Genomic DNA, 14306 nt, shown 5'->3' with positions numbered 1-14306 from the left:
AGGTAATTCTCCCCATCGTTATACGACGTTCACTCCGAGCGATGATCCTGGTCGTTGCGATCGATCAGGTAGAGGTCGTCCCGGCTGACAAGGCGCGTGGCGACCGCGTACTCCACCAGTCTCAGACGCCGGTGCGTCGCCAGGTTGCCCCGTCCACCGCGCAGCCCGGCAACCCCGATCTTGTCCAGCTTCTCGCAGACGTTGTCGAGCTTGCGGTTGAACGTGGTCATCGACCAGTGCAGGCGTTCGGCAGCCTCCGCCGACGCCGGGATCTGCCCGCGACCGGGGGACGTCTGCCGCAGCACGTCCTCGGCGAGTGCCACGATCAGCAGGCGTTGCGATGAGGTGAGCGGGATCGGCTCGATGGTGGTCGAGCCGCCGGCACCCCCGGCAGCAGCCGCGGTGTTGAAATATTCCTGCGGGCCGTGGATGGTGAACTCATAGGTTGTCGACCCGGCACTGAACAGGACCTGCAATTGGGGGAACACGATCGGCAACCGTGCACCAGGGGCGAGCCAGGCCTGCACAGCGCCCGTGGCATCCGTCACCGTCGCCGACAACAGCTTGCCCACGTTGCCGAGCCACCACATGCCGAAGTCCTCGTAGATGCGCAGGAAGCGACGGTGCAGGTAGGGGTTGTCATCGATGACCAAGTCCGACTCGCGGCCGATATGGAAGTCGTTCGGGTGCTCGACGTCGTACCACTCGCCGCAGAACTCGATCTTGAGCGGATTCATGCCGGGTAACAGGTCTCAAGCGGGTTGGCCGACTCGCGACCGGAACGGATGATGTGGACCTCGACGCAGGCGGTCGCGCCGTCTGCGGTGAAGACGCCATCCGAGACCTGGTGGGGTGGCTCGCTGGCCCCGCGGTCGGTGCGACGCCAGATCATCGAGTCGCCGTCGTTGGCGTCGGGGTTGGACACCGTGAACGTCACGGTGGCGCCATCCGACGTCGCGGACACCAGCACCGGCGTCGGGATCTGCTCCACCACGGCGGCTCCCCCACCACCGGGAACCGTCGGCTCCGTCTCGGCCGGCCCCGGCAGCCCGGTGACCAACAGGCTCACTGCCACCCCGGCGGCGATCATCACGGCGACCGTGCCAGCCAGCCACAGCACCAGGCGATTGGCCTTAGATGGTCGCGGCTCAGGCGCGTCCTCCGGCATGACGTCGACGACGGGCTCCGCGACCATCCGCTTGCGCACAATGGTTTCGCTCGACAACTCCGCGGACGGCTGGGCCTCGACTCGCTGGGCACCACGCACCTGCGTCGCATCCGCCACCGCGGTCGGCGGCGGAGGCGACACCAGCGGTGCCTCCGGCTGGGCCTCGATGGTCGACACACCGCGCGCCCGGGTGGCGTCATCATCGTCCGGTGCGCCGTCGCGAACCGAGTCGTCGACGATCAGGTTCGGCACGTCGATCGTGGTCGGCGCGTAATTCAGCTCGAGCTCGACCCGCTGCATTGCTCGCGCGAACTCGACCGCCGTCGCGAAACGGTCCTCGCGGTTCGACGCCATTCCCTTCGCGAGCACCGCCACCAGGGACCGCGGAACGTCCTCGCGTTCCAATGGGGTCACCAGCCCGCGCTCGATGCGCCCGATCAGGTCGAGCGTGCCGTTGGAGCGACCACGGATCTCGAACGGTGTGTGACCAGCCAGCAATGTGTAGAGGGTCGCTGCCAGCGAGAACACGTCGGCACGAACATCCGGATTCGGGTCGTCCTCGAACATCTCGGGCGGCGACCACGGCACCGACATTCCCACCGACGCGCTGCCGGTGGTGCCCGTGTCATCGGCCAGCGAGTCGAGGGTACCGGTGTGCACCGGCAACTCGTCGTCCAGCGCCGAGGAAATGCCGAAGTCGGTGAGGGCGGGCCACCCATAGTCGTTGGTGAGCACATTGGCCGGCTTGATGTCACGGTGCAGGATGCCCGCGGCGTGAGCCGTCGCGACGGCACCGGCCACGCGGACACCGGTGCGCAGCACATCCGCCACCGCCATCGGCTCGCGCTTGTACCGCTCGGCCAGGCTGGGCCCGGAGCAGTACTCCATGACGAAGTATGGCCGATCGTCGCTGGCGACATCGGCGTGGAAGATCGAGACGATATACGGATGCGCGGAAAGCTGCGCCATCAGGTTCGCCTCGGCGACGAAAGCGGCACGATTCGCGGCGGTCAGTTCCTCGGTGAGGAGCACCTTCACCGCAACCCTCCGCTTGGGCAGGTGCTGGTCGTAGAGGAAGACATCGCTGAAGCCGCCAGAACCGAGCAACTTGACGAAGGTGTAGCCGGGAAGGTCGGGCGGAACGGAGGTTGGCCGGCGCACTAGCCCTCCTCGCACACGGTCAGCGTGACGCCGCCACCCAGGTCCACCACCGTGCCGACGATCACGGCGGTCGGTTCACCCTGCCGAAGCTGCTGCGGCGCCTTGCCCGGCATGACGACCTGCGTGCCGTTGCGAGAGTGGAGGTCGGTCACCACGACGGTGCCGCCCTCGACCGCGAACTGCGCATGGTTGCGGGAAATGTCCTTGTCGCCCGGGATGGTGACCAGTCTCGGCAGCGCTCCGCCGGACACCTTGCTGGCCGTCGGGGCCCGCCCGACCAGCACCGGCTGGCTGAGCGGCTCGCGTGAACCGGTCGACAACTCGAGAAAGAGCGCCGGCGACGGTGGGGCAACGGCCGGCGCATCCACTGCAGTCCTCGCCTTGCGGCTCCCCCGGAGCTTCTTCAGCTCGCCGGTCATGATGGTCATGCCGTCGTGATCGCCTGCGGACGCTTCAGCCGCCGGAGCCTGCTCGACGTCCAGGTCTGGCTCCCGGACAGCGGCATCCGACACGTTGCGGTACATCGTCTCGCCGAAAAGGTAGTCGTAACCGGCGTCGGCGGGCCGAACATCCGAATGCAGCTCGGCGGGAACGCCCGCCAGCTCGGCCGGGAGGTCGGCCATCGTCGTCTCGGACACCGAATCGGTCACCGGGTGGCTGCCAGCCCCTGAGCTCGGCGCGGGCACCGGCGTGGACGTCGACGCAGCCGGTGCATCAGCGGTGACCGCACCACCGGGGACGGACGAGATGCGCGAAACCAGCGCCGTGCCGCGCTCGATCGGGAGCCAGCGTGCGTCGGCTGCCTCAGCCGGTTCCGGAGCCACGACCACCTCGATATCGGCGACCTGCTGAAAGTTCTGTTCTGTCCAGGTCGAGACCCCAGTGCCGTCCATCGTGTATGTCGACCCACCCGCGGTCACCACCGCCTGCACCCCACCGCGAACGATCACCCGCACCGCCCGCTCGCTGCCGCCACCGGACCACTCCAGCAAGGCGAACGGCGGAGTCGCCGAGAGTCCGCCCTTGGTGAGCTCGTCGAGCGCAACCTGGAAACCCTGCGCGGAGTCGGCACCCTGGCTTCCTGCAAACACCGCGATCCCGGTATCGACAGCCTGCGGATGCACCACGAGCAGCTGTGAACCCCACGCCACTGCCAACCAGCCGGAAGCACCGGCTGGACGATAACGGAACTGACTCACGGCATCCATCTACTTCCTGGGTCTGGTCTCTTCGAGGTGGTGCGGGATTCCCCGGTCGTTGGTGTCTTCATCCGCTGAATGCGCCGTACCCACCAGCTCGGAGTCCACGACCACCACGGTCACGTTGTCGGCACCTCCCGCGGCGAGCGCCGCCTCGACCAGGCGTTCCGCGATGGTGCGGCCATCGTTTCGCTGGAAGCGGTCGGCAAGGATGCTCGCGATCTGGTCATCATCGAGCTCCTTGGTGAGTCCGTCGGAGCAGGCCAGGAAGACCTGTCGGCCGGCCACCGGCAGCAACCAGATGTCAGGGTCGACGATGTCACCGACCCCGATCGCCCTGGTGACCACGTTTCGGTGCGGATGCTCGCTGGCTTCGATCGCCGTGATCTGCCCGCGGTCGAGCAGTTCCTGAACGGCTGAATGGTCGACGGTGACCTGCTCGAGCTTGCGGCCGTCCCAGCTGTACACCCGCGAGTCGCCGACGTTGAAGGCCATCCAGTGGAGAGCCGTGTGCGACTGCACCAGTGCCAGGCCGGCCAGCGTGGTACCGGAAACTGCGTCATCGTCATCATCCGTCATCGCCACCAGCGCCTGGTTGGACGAATGGATCGTCTGCACTACGCGGTCCGGGGTCAGTTGGCCACCTTCAGCGACCACGGCCGCAAAGGTGCTGACCACCGACTGGCTGGCGCGGTCACCGAAGGAGTGCCCGCCCATGCCATCCGCGACCAGGAACAAGCCGTCCCCTGCCAGGAAGCTGTCTTCGTTAACCTTGCGAACCTTGCCGAGGTCGGACGCCGCCGAGAACGAGAGTCGCAGGGTTCCGTCCGGGAGAACCAGCTCGTGCTCTGTTTCAGCGTTCATCGATTCCCCCATACACCGTCATCCCCAAGAGAAGGGCGCTTCATAACCTAGCAACGGATGCCTCGGTGTGCATACGCATCCGGCTAGGCTGTGGCCAGCGGCGCACCACCTCTGCGCCCTAGAATTCTGCCACTGTGCTGCCCACGAAGCGGCACCCATCAAGGAGAAATGCATGACCCCGCAACCATCGACGACGCTGGACGCCCACACCCTGGACCTGTCCACCGTTCCGTTCACCCACGAGCGCGTTCTCATCACGACCGGCGTTCGCTCAGGACTGACCATGAGCGTCGCGGTTCACTCCACCAAGCTGGGCCAGGCCCTCGGTGGTGCCCGCGTCTGGCAGTACGACAACTGGACGGATGCCGTCGCAGACTCCCTGCGCCTGTCCGCCGCGATGACGTTGAAGAATGCGGCCGCCGGGCTCAACCGGGGCGGCGGGAAGTCCGTCATCCACCTGCCGGTCGGCACCGTGCTCAGCGATGAGCAGAAGCGCGACGCCATGCTCGACCTCGGCGACGCCATCGAAAGCCTCGGCGGCGCGTACATGACCGCTGAGGATGTCGGAACGAGTGCCGAGCTGATGGCCGTCGTTTCCGAGCGCACCGCCCACGTCTGCGGCCTCCCAGCCGACCGCGGCGGTGTCGGCGAGCCGGCGGATGCGACCGCTGCCGGCGTGTACGCGAGCATCCTCGCCACCCTCGACGCCATCTACGGCAGCCGCGACCTCACCGGTCGCCACCTCGTCATCTCCGGTCTCGGCCAGGTCGGCGGGCGCCTCGCGACCGCCCTCGCCAAGGCCGGCGCACGCCTCAGCGTCACCGACGTGAACCTGGCCAAGAAGGAGTTCGCCGCCTCCCTCGGCGCCACCTGGGTCGACGTCGCCGACGCACACCACGTCGAAGCCGACATCTTCGTCCCCTGCGGCCTGGGCGGCGTGCTCACATCGGAGGTCATCAGCGAGCTGCGCGTGGCCGGCGTATGCGGGGCTGCCAACAATCAGCTCGCCCAGCATGATGGTGCAGCGGAACTCAATCGCCGTGGCATCCTCTGGGCACCAGACTTCGTGGTCAACGCCGGCGGTGTGATCTACCTGGCCCTGGCCAGCGAGGCGAACGCCGACCTGTCCGCGATCAACGCGAGGGTCGAGGCGATCGGGGACACGGTTGCGACAATCTTTGCGGATGCGCGCAAGCAGAAGATCACCACCCTGGAGGCGGCGGAGCGCCTGGCCGCGGCACGCCTCAACGCGGCTGGCTAATTCACCTACTCCTCTATTGAGGACTTGCGGGCATCCGCCTTCGTCTTGATCATGCTCGCGATAACCGCAACCGCCATGGCTGCCACGATCACGCCGAGCGACACCCACGTGCTGATCTCCGGCGCCCACTCGACCGCGTTGCCGCCGTTGATGAACGGCACCTCGTTCTCGTGCAGCGCGTGCAGGAACAGCTTCACGCCGATGAAGGCGAGGATGAAGGCGATGCCGAACTTGAGGTACACGAGGCGGTCGACGAGGTCCCCCAGGAGGAAGTAGAGCTGCCGCAGGCCCATCAGGGCGAAGATGTTGGCGGTGAACACGATGAACGGGTCCTGAGTGATACCGAAGATCGCCGGAATCGAATCGAGTGCGAACACGACGTCGGTGGTGCCCAGGGCGATGAAGACGATGAGCACCGGGGTGAACACCTTCTTGCCATCGATCGTCGTGCGGACCTTCGCCTCGTCGTACTCGTCGGTGATGCGGATGTGCCGGCGGAGGTAGCCGATGATCTTGTTCTCAGTCTCCTCCTCATCGTCGTGACTGGTGAACGCCTGGTTCCACGCGGTGTAGAGCAGCCAGAGGCCGAAGATGTAGAACACCCAGCTGTAGTTCTCGATGATCGCTGCACCGAGCAGGATGAAGATGCCGCGGAACAGCAGCGCCAGGATGATGCCGACCATCAACACCTCCTGCTGGTATTTCTTCGGCACCGAGAACCTGGCCATGATGATGATGAACACGAACAGGTTGTCGATGCTGAGGCTGTACTCGGTCAGCCAGCCGGCGATGAACTGGCCACCCTGCTCGACGTCACCCAGCACGAACATCAGCAGCGCGAAGACCAGCGCCAGGCCGACGTAGAAACCGATCCACAGGCTCGACTCCTTCACCGAAGGGATGTGCGGGCGCTTGTACGCAATGATCAGGTCGAACACGATGATCAGCGACAGCACGATCAGCGACGTGATCTCGAACCAGACGGGAAGGGTAGTCACAGAGCGGAATCCATTTCGTGGGGACGGGTACGGTGAGGCCCGAAAGTCTCTCCCGCACCGTCCGCGGACTGGTGCCACCGCATCCGGGGCATCGATGATGGTGCCCGTACTGACGATTGCGGCATAAGGCCCGGAACCACCGGCACCTCTAGGGATACTCCCCTTCGCTGTTCTCATGGTAGCGGATGCCTTTTAGGCTTTTGAGCATGACGCCCCCATCCGCAGCTCCGCCGAAAGGCTCCGAGAGGACCCTCGATGTGGAGGCTGCCGGGCGCGCGGCGGTCGCGCTTGCCGTCCCCCTGCTCGTGCTGCTGGCGCTCAACCGCATCGACCTGGCCGTCTACGCGTCGTTCGGAGCGTTCACCGGCCTCTACGGCCGCCACGAACCGTACCGGGTGCGGCTGGTCTCTGTGACGGCTGCCGCAGTCGCGCTGGTCAGCTGCATCGCGGCCGGCGTTGCGCTGGCCAGCCTGGGTCAGCCGCTCTGGCTGACCGCCGTGGCGCTTGCGGTCGTCATCGCTGGCGGCGTGTTCGCGACAGCGGTGATCGGTTGGATCCCGGGCCAGCCCGTGTTCCTGGTCTTCGCCCTGCTGGTGTGCGCCGCCGTTCCAACCACCTGGAGCGAAGCGCCCACGGCGATCGTGACCGCCGTGCTTTCCGCAGCTTTCGCCTGGATCGTGTGCATGTCGGGCTGGGTGCTGCGGCGTCTGGCCGGGGACCGTCACGCCCACCACTTCCGGGGGCTGCCTCGTAGCCCGCAGCGCTCCTTCACCGCACTGAAGGATGAGGTCGTCATCCGCGCGGCCATCGTCGCCGTCGTCGGAGGGCTGGTCACCGGCGCCATTGCGCTGGCGTCAGGGATCGGGCGTCCGTACTGGGCGGTCGTCGCCGTCGTAGCCGTGCTGCCCCTCGCCTATGCGCCGTTCTCCCTCACGCGGGCATGGCACCGCGCGGCCGGGACGACCGTTGGCGTGTTCATCGCGGCCGGAATCCTGTGGCTGAACCTGCCGCCGATCGCCATCATCGCGATTGCCGTGGTCTGCCAGTTCATCACCGAGATCGTCATCGCCCATCACTACGGTGTGGCGTTGCTGTTCATCACCCCGCTCGCTATCACGGTCAGCAACCTGTCGCTTCCGAGCGAGGTGTTGCCGCTGCTGGCCGACCGGGTGCTGGAGACGGCGATCGGATGCGCGGTCGCAGCCGTGCTGGTACTCACCAGGCGCTGGTGGGCGAGCCGGGCATCCGTTCGTGCATCTTAATGAACCTGCAGCTGCTCGCGCACTTCCGCCTCGGTCATTGGCCGCAGCGACTCCCAGGCGTCAAGCACCTCGTCGGCGTTAGCGGGGCGTTCACCGCTGGCCGCCTCGACATTCTGGCTGATCGCAGACCTCACAGCGACAAGGCTGCCGTTCTCCATGCGCGCGTACCCGGTGCCATCCGTCAGCCGCCACAGGTCCTGACCCTTGACGCACCAACTCGCGTAATCCTGGAGCGTGTCCGTCTCGTCGAGGCCCATGTCGGCGGCACCGAGGTACCAGCACGGGGTAATTTCGGCATTGCTCGTGATCGGATTCCGGTCGATCACAACCTCCACCACACCACCGTCGACGGTGACCGAAAGAGTGCGAAACGGCCCGCCATCTCTGCAACGACGCCGACGATCGCCCCGCCCCGCAAGTCAGCGACCATGGGGAAGGCACCGCTCTCAATGAAGGCTTCGAAGTTCGCAGCTTCCTGCTTCTTCGCCTGCTGCTCTGCCTGCGAAGGTCCCGTTGCCTGAGGGTCGGGGATGCTGACCCAAACGAGGCCGGCGATCAGCAGCGCAGTGCCGACACCTCCGGCAATCCGCAGCGGCCATGGCCCGATGAATATGCCCAAGGCCAGCGCCGAAGTGGCCGCGATCAGCAGGTGCACGAGTTCGAAACCGGGCTGGACCCAGATCATGGGCACCGTACCGAAACCGAAGAACGCGATCCCGAGCGCGACAAAGGCCATCACCGCCACGATGATGGCCGATCGGATGTTGCGCCGACCGGTGCACCGGGACACGGTGATCGATATCAGGACGACTGCGATGACCAGGGTCACGGCCAGCACCAGCAGTCCATACGGCTGGCCGAACATGGCGGCAACCACGCCGCTCATGCTGATGTTCAGAGCCACCGCCAGAATTACCGCGGTGAGCCCCATGGCGATTCCGGACCCCCGCATGAGATGAGTCAAGTTCATCCCCGGCGGATCGTCAAGCCGTGCGGAAAACGAAAAAACCCGCTCAACTGAGCGGGTTTCTCGATTGTGACCCCAACCGGATTCGAACCGGTGTTACCGCCGTGAGAGGGCGGCGTACTAGGCCACTATACGATGGGGCCGTTAGTGCAACTCAAAGAGTATGCCACACCCCAGCGGGCGTCACCAAAACGACCGGTCAGCGCAGCGGTGCGAGCACGCGGAGGGCACCCGGCACCACCTCGATGTCGACCGGTAGACCACCAACACGCTCTCCGTCGGCATATGCGATGACCCGATCTGCCTCGACGCGGATGTTTCGCCCGCGATAGATGGTGACGCGCGGGTCGGTCACGTGCGTGCCCTTGAACACCCGGGGGAAGATGCGCAGGAACGCGAGTCGCTTCAACGGCTGCACCACCAGCACATCGAACTCGCCGTCGTCGAGCAGGGCGTCCGGGGTGACCATCATGCCGCCACCGAACGAGGTGTTGTTGGCGACGGAGATGAGCACGGCATCCGTCTCGATCTTCGTTCCGTCGATGGTCAGCCGGTACCGGATGGGGCGCAGCATCGCCAGTTCGCGGAGCAGCGCCAGGTTGTAGCGGCTCCTGCCCTTCGGCCAGCGCATCAGGTTGGCGCGCTCGCTGACGACGGCATCGAACCCGGCCGACAACACGCAGGCGAACAGCGACACCTGGCCCGAACCGTCGGTCACCCGTCCGACGTCGATGAGGCGCGGAGCGCGGGTCAGGGAAACGAGCAGCGCCTCGATCGCCGCCTCGGCATTGCCGATCGGGATACCGAGCCCTCGGGCCATGTCGTTGCCGGTTCCGGACGGGACCAGCCCGAACGGCACTTCCGTTCCGGCCAGCACCTGGGCGGCCAGGTTGACCATGCCGTCACCGCCGACGACGACCAGGGCGTCCGGCTGCTCGGCGACCGCGTTGCGTGCCGACTCGATCAGCTCGAGGAAGGTCGGTTCGACCAGGGTGGTGACCAGGTGGCCCGCGCCGCGCAGCGACTGCACGACGGCGGGACCAACCGCGCGGCCGCGGCCGAACGAGGCGGCCGGGTTAATGGCGACGACGATGCGCAGCGGCTTCGTCGTCGTCATCCCCCGATTATGGCGTGGACCCGGGAGTTAACCGAAAACGATCGATTTGGTTGGGCTAATCTCCGAACGTCGGCGCATCCCGTAGGACTCGGTATCGCAGATGGACCTCGCTGGCGAACGCTGCGGTCTCAAGACGCTCGAGGCGGAGCTGCCGCTCCAGGCCGGCGAAGAGAGGGATCCCTTCGCCGAGCACGACCGGCACGACGTGCAGCTGGATCTCGTCCACGAGATCGAGGGTGAGGCACTGCCTCGCAATGCGGCCGCCCAGGAGGCTCACCCACTTCTCTCCGGCGTCGTGTCGAGCACGCTCCACAGCCTCTTCAACGTCGTCCACCACAAAAGTGAAGGTGGTGCCGTCGCGCTCTACCGGCTCCTGCTCGCTATGCGTCATCAGATACACCGGCACCTTGAGGGACCCGCCGTACGGGATCTCCCCGTCTTCGATCGTCTGGGTCTTGTTCGCACCTCCGACGACGGCTCCGATGTCGGCGCAGATCCGCCCCACGATCTCCGCGTCCTCCGGCGCCACCGGAAACCCGTCCATCCAGTCCATCCCTCCGGCAGGATCCGCCATGAACCCGTCAATCGACACCGTCGCGTGGATCATCACCTGTGACATGTTTGACCTTTCGTTGAGGTGAGTCCGCTGACTCGCCACATCGAAAGATATCCGTCCAGCTGAGGTGAGTCAAGTGGCTCACCTCAGTGGGATACTGGAACGATGACGCGCAAGCTCTCCGCATACCACCGGCAGATCGCTGCGGACAATCGTGCGGCGATTCTCGCTGCGGCCGCCCGCCCGTTCCTGGAGCACGGCTACGACCGCACATCGCTGGCCGAGATCGCCACATACGCCGGCGTATCCAAAGCCACGCTGTTCAAGCAGTTCCCCACGAAGGCAGAGTTGTTCGAAGCGACCGTCCTCGCGGCGGGAAGCGTGCCAGGCGGCGCGCCGAGCGCCCCCGATCCGGAAGACTTCCTCGGAGGACTCGTCAGTTTGGGGAAGGCCTACGTCGAACTGCTCGATCGACCAGGCATGGCCGACCTGATGCGGATCGTGATCGCAGAGTCGCCCCGCTTCCCCGAACTTCGGGAGCGGACCTTCGACTTCGGCACGCTCCCGGTGCTCGCGGCACTCGCAGACTTTCTGCATGCCGCACACGTCGCGGGGACTGCGGACGTGGAAGACGCCGACGTCATCTCAGCCCAGTTCCTCGGAATGATCGCCACGGTGGTGTTCTGGCCAAGACTGGTCCATGGCGGATGGGCACTCACCGACGACGAGAAGAACCAGGTGGTCGAGCAGGCAGCCCGAACGATTACTGCGCGGTGCGCGCTACCCGTTTCCCGCAACGGTTGAGACTTGGGAGCTCCCTCAGCCAGGTGAGTCCTGCAGTCGAAAACGAAGGAGATCCGGCCATTCGTGTCGCGTTCTGACGCTGAACGCGCCGTTCACGGGCGGATCTCCTTCGTTTTCGACGGGTCGGCTCAGTCGCGGGCGAAGCGGATGAGGCGCAGCAGTTGGGCGTTCAGCGCCACCACAATCGTCGACACGGCCATCAGGGCGGCGCCGACCGCCGGTGGCATCAGGAAGCCGACCCCGGCGAGAACGCCGGCCGCGAGCGGGAGGCCCACAATGTTGTAACCGGCGGCCCACCACAGGTTCTGCAGCTCCTTGCGATAGGTGGCTTTCGACAGCCGGATGGCGTCGGCGACGCCACGCGGGTCGCTGGAAGCCAGCACGACCCCGGCCGACTCGATCGCGACATCCGTTCCGGCACCGATGGCGATCCCCACGTCGGCACGCGCCAGTGCTGGGGCGTCGTTCACGCCGTCGCCGACCATGGCAACCCGGGTGCCGCCGTCCTTAAGCCTGGCGACAACATCCGCCTTCTGGCCTGGAAGCACTTCGGCGAAGACCTCGTCGATGCCCAGCTGCGCGGCCACCCAGTTGCCGACCTCGTGCGAGTCCCCGGTCAGCATGGCAACGCGGATGCCGCGGCTCTTCAGCAGCGACACCGCCTCGGCCGATTCGGCGCGGATGACGTCGGCCACCGCGATCATGCCGACAACCGTTTCGCCCTCGACCACGTAGACCACTGTCTTGCCCGCACCGGTGTGCTCCCTGGTGGCGTGTACCAGCGAGGTTCCGATGGTGATGCCGCGCTCGTTCACGAGTCGTGCGCTGGCGACGGTGACCGAGCGTCCGTCTACCACGGCCTCGACCCCGCGACCAGCGAGCGACTGGAACTCCTTCGCCCTGCCGGCACTGACCAGTTGGCGCTCCTGGGCCGCCTCCACGATGGCACGGCCGATCGGATGCTCGGCGTTCGCCTCGGCGGACGCGGCCAGTGCCAATACTTCATCCGCCGACAACCCGCCCGCGGAGACGACATCAGCCACTCCCTGGCGGCCCTCGGTGAGGGTTCCGGTCTTGTCGAAGAGCACCACGTCGATCTCACGTGCGGCTTCCAGCGCGATCCGGTTCCGGATGAGGATGCCGCGCTTCGCCCCCAGCGACGTCGAGATCTGCGATACCAGCGGGATGGCCAGGCCGAGGGCGTGCGGACAGGCGATCACGAGCACGGTGACCACACGCTCGAGAACGAATGTCGGGTCACCCGGCTGCAGGAGCGCCCAGGCGACCCAGGTGATCACCGCGGCGGCCACGGCCACGTAGAAGAGCAGGGCGGCCGCGCGGTCCGCCAACAGCTGGGCACCCGACTTGCTGGCCTGCGCATCCGCCACCAGCTTCATGATGCCGGCGAGCGCCGTGTCGCCGCCCACCTTCGTCACCCGAACGGTTAGCGCGCCGGAGTCGTTGATGCTGCCGGCGATGACCTGATCTCCCACCTTCTTGCGCACAGTCGACGACTCCCCGGTCAGCAGGGATTCGTTCACTTCGGAGTCACCGTCGGCGACCTCCCCGTCGACTGGCACTGCAGCGCCCGGTCGCACCAGCACGTGGTCGCCGACCTTCAGCTCGGACACCGGATGCGTCATGGTGTGCTCGCCGTGGACGACCTCGGCAGTGTCCGGGAGAAGCTTCGCCAACTCGCCGAGGGCATCCTGAGCCCCCATCACGGCGGCCATCTCGATCCAGTGGCCCAGCAGCATGATGGTGATGAGTGTCGCCAGTTCCCACCAGAAGTCCATGCCGGGCAGGCCGAGCGTGACCGCGAAACTGTAGCCGAAGGCGACCAGGATGGCGAGGGAGATGAGGGTCATCATGCCCGGCTGCCTGGCCTTGAGTTCCTGCACCCCGCCCTTCAGGAAGACCATGCCGCCGTAGAAGAACAGTGCGATGCCGAAGACGGCCGGGATGAAGTGGCTGCCAGGGAACCGCGGGCCGTCGAGACCCAGGATGTCCTGCAGGCCGTGCGAGAACACCAGGGTGGGAATGGTGAGGACCAGGCTCAGCCAGAACTTGCGGCGGAACATTCCGGGGTCGTGGTGCTCATGATGGTCGTGGCCCTCAGCATGCCGCGCGTGTTCATGGCCGGCTTGTGTGTGGCTGGCATTGTCGTGGCCGGCGTTGTCGCTCGACGCGACGCCGTGCACCGCCCGCTCGTCGACGGCAGGCCCATGATGCTCGTGTTCGTCGTGGCTCATGGGTAGAATATACCCCTAGGGGGTATCCAGCGCAAGCCCCTGATGCCTAAGCTGGGCGAATGCGAGTCACCAAACAAGAGCACGCCTGCCTGGTTCTGGAGAAGGCCGAACAACGGGTCATCATCGACCCCGGCTCGTTCACCACCCCGCTGAGCGGCATCGACAACGTGGCGGCGATCGTCATCACGCACGAGCATGCCGACCACTGGACACCGGAGCATCTCTCCCGCATCCTCGAGCGAAACCCGGATGCGGTGATCTTCGGGCCGCCGGGCGTTGCCGCCGCCGCTACCGAGTTCGCCATCATCGAAGTCGCCGACGGCGACCACCACGAGGTAGACGGATTCAGCCTCCGGTTCTTCGGCGAGAAGCATGCCGTCATTCACCCGTCGCTTCCGGTGGTCGACAACGTGGGCGTGTTGGTGGACGACCTTCTCTTCTACCCCGGAGACTCGTACACGGTTCCACCGGTGCCGGTCGACACGCTCGCCGCTCCGGCCGGCGCACCCTGGCTGAAGATTTCCGAAGCGATGGATTACGTGAGCGCGGTGGCGCCGAAGCGGTGTTTCCCCACCCACCAGATGGGGCTCTCGAAGATCGGGCAGAAGCAATCCAACGATCGGCTGCGTGCCGTCACCGAGCAGGCCGGGGGCGAGTACTTCGCGCTTGAGCCTGACCAGTCCCTGGACCTGTAACC

General features: G+C 66.1%; 14 protein-coding genes and 1 tRNA gene. 4 read left to right on the top strand and 11 right to left on the bottom strand.

All coding sequences use genetic code 11. From position 1 onward, the window contains the following. Positions 1-29: 29 nt before the first annotated feature. Genes ACX3PH_RS05710 through ACX3PH_RS05695 form a run of 4 tightly spaced genes read right to left on the bottom strand, consistent with a single transcriptional unit; the run spans position 30 to position 4392 of the window. Positions 30-737, bottom strand: coding sequence for a hypothetical protein (locus ACX3PH_RS05710; protein WP_459090314.1), 708 nt, complete (start codon positions 735-737; stop codon positions 30-32). Further along, a complete protein-coding gene (locus ACX3PH_RS05705) occupies positions 734-2329 on the bottom strand; it encodes a serine/threonine-protein kinase (protein WP_459090312.1) in 1596 nt (531 codons plus the stop codon). The genes ACX3PH_RS05710 and ACX3PH_RS05705 overlap by 4 nt, the downstream gene beginning before the upstream one ends. Further along, positions 2329-3537, bottom strand: a complete 1209-nt coding sequence (locus tag ACX3PH_RS05700; RefSeq protein ID WP_459090310.1) for an FHA domain-containing protein — start codon at positions 3535-3537, stop codon at positions 2329-2331. The genes ACX3PH_RS05705 and ACX3PH_RS05700 overlap by 1 nt, the downstream gene beginning before the upstream one ends. Further along, the gene (locus ACX3PH_RS05695) at positions 3538-4392 is read right to left on the bottom strand and encodes a PP2C family protein-serine/threonine phosphatase (RefSeq protein WP_459090308.1); all 855 of its coding nucleotides are present in this window, start codon (positions 4390-4392) and stop codon (positions 3538-3540) included. A gap of 172 nt (positions 4393-4564) precedes the next feature. Here ACX3PH_RS05695 and ACX3PH_RS05690 point away from each other — a divergent pair, with 172 nt between their 5' ends. Next, positions 4565-5653 carry a Glu/Leu/Phe/Val dehydrogenase family protein gene (locus ACX3PH_RS05690; RefSeq protein ID WP_459090306.1) on the top strand — a complete coding sequence of 363 codons (1089 nt, stop codon included), beginning with the start codon at positions 4565-4567 and terminating at the stop codon, positions 5651-5653. A 5-nt stretch (positions 5654-5658) separates the two neighbouring features. Here the strand turns inward: ACX3PH_RS05690 and ACX3PH_RS05685 are convergent, their stop codons facing one another. Continuing rightward, entirely contained in the window at positions 5659-6651 is a 993-nt protein-coding gene (locus ACX3PH_RS05685; RefSeq protein WP_459090304.1) for a TerC family protein, read from the bottom strand. Positions 6652-6857: 206 nt separating this feature from the next. Between ACX3PH_RS05685 and ACX3PH_RS05680 the strand changes: the two genes are divergently transcribed. Next, positions 6858-7913: an FUSC family protein gene (locus ACX3PH_RS05680; RefSeq protein ID WP_459090302.1), complete on the top strand. Its 1056-nt coding sequence runs from the start codon at positions 6858-6860 to the stop codon at positions 7911-7913. On the opposite strand, the gene ACX3PH_RS05675 is transcribed toward ACX3PH_RS05680, so the two are convergent. The 5 genes from ACX3PH_RS05675 to ACX3PH_RS05655 all read right to left on the bottom strand — a co-directional run bounded on the left by ACX3PH_RS05675 (position 7910) and on the right by ACX3PH_RS05655 (position 10616). Further along, the gene (locus ACX3PH_RS05675; protein ID WP_459090300.1) at positions 7910-8248 is read right to left on the bottom strand and encodes a hypothetical protein; all 339 of its coding nucleotides are present in this window, start codon (positions 8246-8248) and stop codon (positions 7910-7912) included. The two genes, ACX3PH_RS05680 and ACX3PH_RS05675, sit on opposite strands and share 4 nt — an antisense overlap. Beyond that, positions 8236-8865 (bottom strand): hypothetical protein, encoded by a 630-nt coding sequence (locus ACX3PH_RS05670; protein WP_459090298.1) that lies wholly within the window; start codon positions 8863-8865, stop codon positions 8236-8238. Before ACX3PH_RS05670 ends, ACX3PH_RS05675 begins: the two co-directional genes overlap by 13 nt. An 85-nt stretch (positions 8866-8950) precedes the next feature. After that, positions 8951-9023, bottom strand: a tRNA-Glu gene (locus ACX3PH_RS05665). A 56-nt stretch (positions 9024-9079) separates the two neighbouring features. Then, complete coding sequence (locus ACX3PH_RS05660) at positions 9080-9997, bottom strand: YegS/Rv2252/BmrU family lipid kinase (protein ID WP_459090296.1); 918 nt, start codon at positions 9995-9997, stop codon at positions 9080-9082. A gap of 55 nt (positions 9998-10052) precedes the next feature. Then, complete coding sequence (locus tag ACX3PH_RS05655) at positions 10053-10616, bottom strand: dihydrofolate reductase family protein (RefSeq protein ID WP_459090294.1); 564 nt, start codon at positions 10614-10616, stop codon at positions 10053-10055. Positions 10617-10718: 102 nt separating this feature from the next. Here ACX3PH_RS05655 and ACX3PH_RS05650 point away from each other — a divergent pair, with 102 nt between their 5' ends. Beyond that, positions 10719-11357, top strand: a complete 639-nt coding sequence (locus ACX3PH_RS05650) for a TetR/AcrR family transcriptional regulator (RefSeq protein ID WP_459090292.1) — start codon at positions 10719-10721, stop codon at positions 11355-11357. A gap of 128 nt (positions 11358-11485) precedes the next feature. Here ACX3PH_RS05650 and ACX3PH_RS05645 read toward each other — a convergent pair whose 3' ends face one another. Then, positions 11486-13609 (bottom strand): copper-translocating P-type ATPase, encoded by a 2124-nt coding sequence (locus ACX3PH_RS05645; protein WP_459090290.1) that lies wholly within the window; start codon positions 13607-13609, stop codon positions 11486-11488. Positions 13610-13668: 59 nt separating this feature from the next. Here ACX3PH_RS05645 and ACX3PH_RS05640 point away from each other — a divergent pair, with 59 nt between their 5' ends. Next, on the top strand, positions 13669-14304 hold the full coding sequence (locus ACX3PH_RS05640; protein ID WP_459090288.1) for an MBL fold metallo-hydrolase: 636 nt from the start codon (positions 13669-13671) through the stop codon (positions 14302-14304). Positions 14305-14306: the final 2 nt, after the last annotated feature.

The sequence above is a fragment of the Homoserinimonas sp. A520 genome (assembly GCF_054489245.1).
Note: the sequence above shows the minus strand (reverse complement) of the source record. Positions and strands in the feature narration are given on the sequence as shown.

Excerpts from the sequence above, each read along its gene's own strand:
- ACX3PH_RS05710 (WP_459090314.1), bottom strand. The coding sequence starts at position 737 with ATGAATCCGCTCAAGATCGAGTTCTGCGGCGAGTGGTACGACGTCGAG.
- ACX3PH_RS05700 (WP_459090310.1), bottom strand. The coding sequence starts at position 3,537 with ATGGATGCCGTGAGTCAGTTCCGTTATCGTCCAGCCGGTGCTTCCGGC.
- ACX3PH_RS05695 (WP_459090308.1), bottom strand. The coding sequence starts at position 4,392 with ATGAACGCTGAAACAGAGCACGAGCTGGTTCTCCCGGACGGAACCCTG.
- ACX3PH_RS05690 (WP_459090306.1), top strand. The coding sequence starts at position 4,565 with ATGACCCCGCAACCATCGACGACGCTGGACGCCCACACCCTGGACCTG.
- ACX3PH_RS05680 (WP_459090302.1), top strand. The coding sequence starts at position 6,858 with ATGACGCCCCCATCCGCAGCTCCGCCGAAAGGCTCCGAGAGGACCCTC.
- ACX3PH_RS05670 (WP_459090298.1), bottom strand. The coding sequence starts at position 8,865 with ATGCGGGGGTCCGGAATCGCCATGGGGCTCACCGCGGTAATTCTGGCG.
- ACX3PH_RS05660 (WP_459090296.1), bottom strand. The coding sequence starts at position 9,997 with ATGACGACGACGAAGCCGCTGCGCATCGTCGTCGCCATTAACCCGGCC.
- ACX3PH_RS05655 (WP_459090294.1), bottom strand. The coding sequence starts at position 10,616 with ATGTCACAGGTGATGATCCACGCGACGGTGTCGATTGACGGGTTCATG.
- ACX3PH_RS05650 (WP_459090292.1), top strand. The coding sequence starts at position 10,719 with ATGACGCGCAAGCTCTCCGCATACCACCGGCAGATCGCTGCGGACAAT.
- ACX3PH_RS05645 (WP_459090290.1), bottom strand. The coding sequence starts at position 13,609 with ATGAGCCACGACGAACACGAGCATCATGGGCCTGCCGTCGACGAGCGG.
- ACX3PH_RS05640 (WP_459090288.1), top strand. The coding sequence starts at position 13,669 with ATGCGAGTCACCAAACAAGAGCACGCCTGCCTGGTTCTGGAGAAGGCC.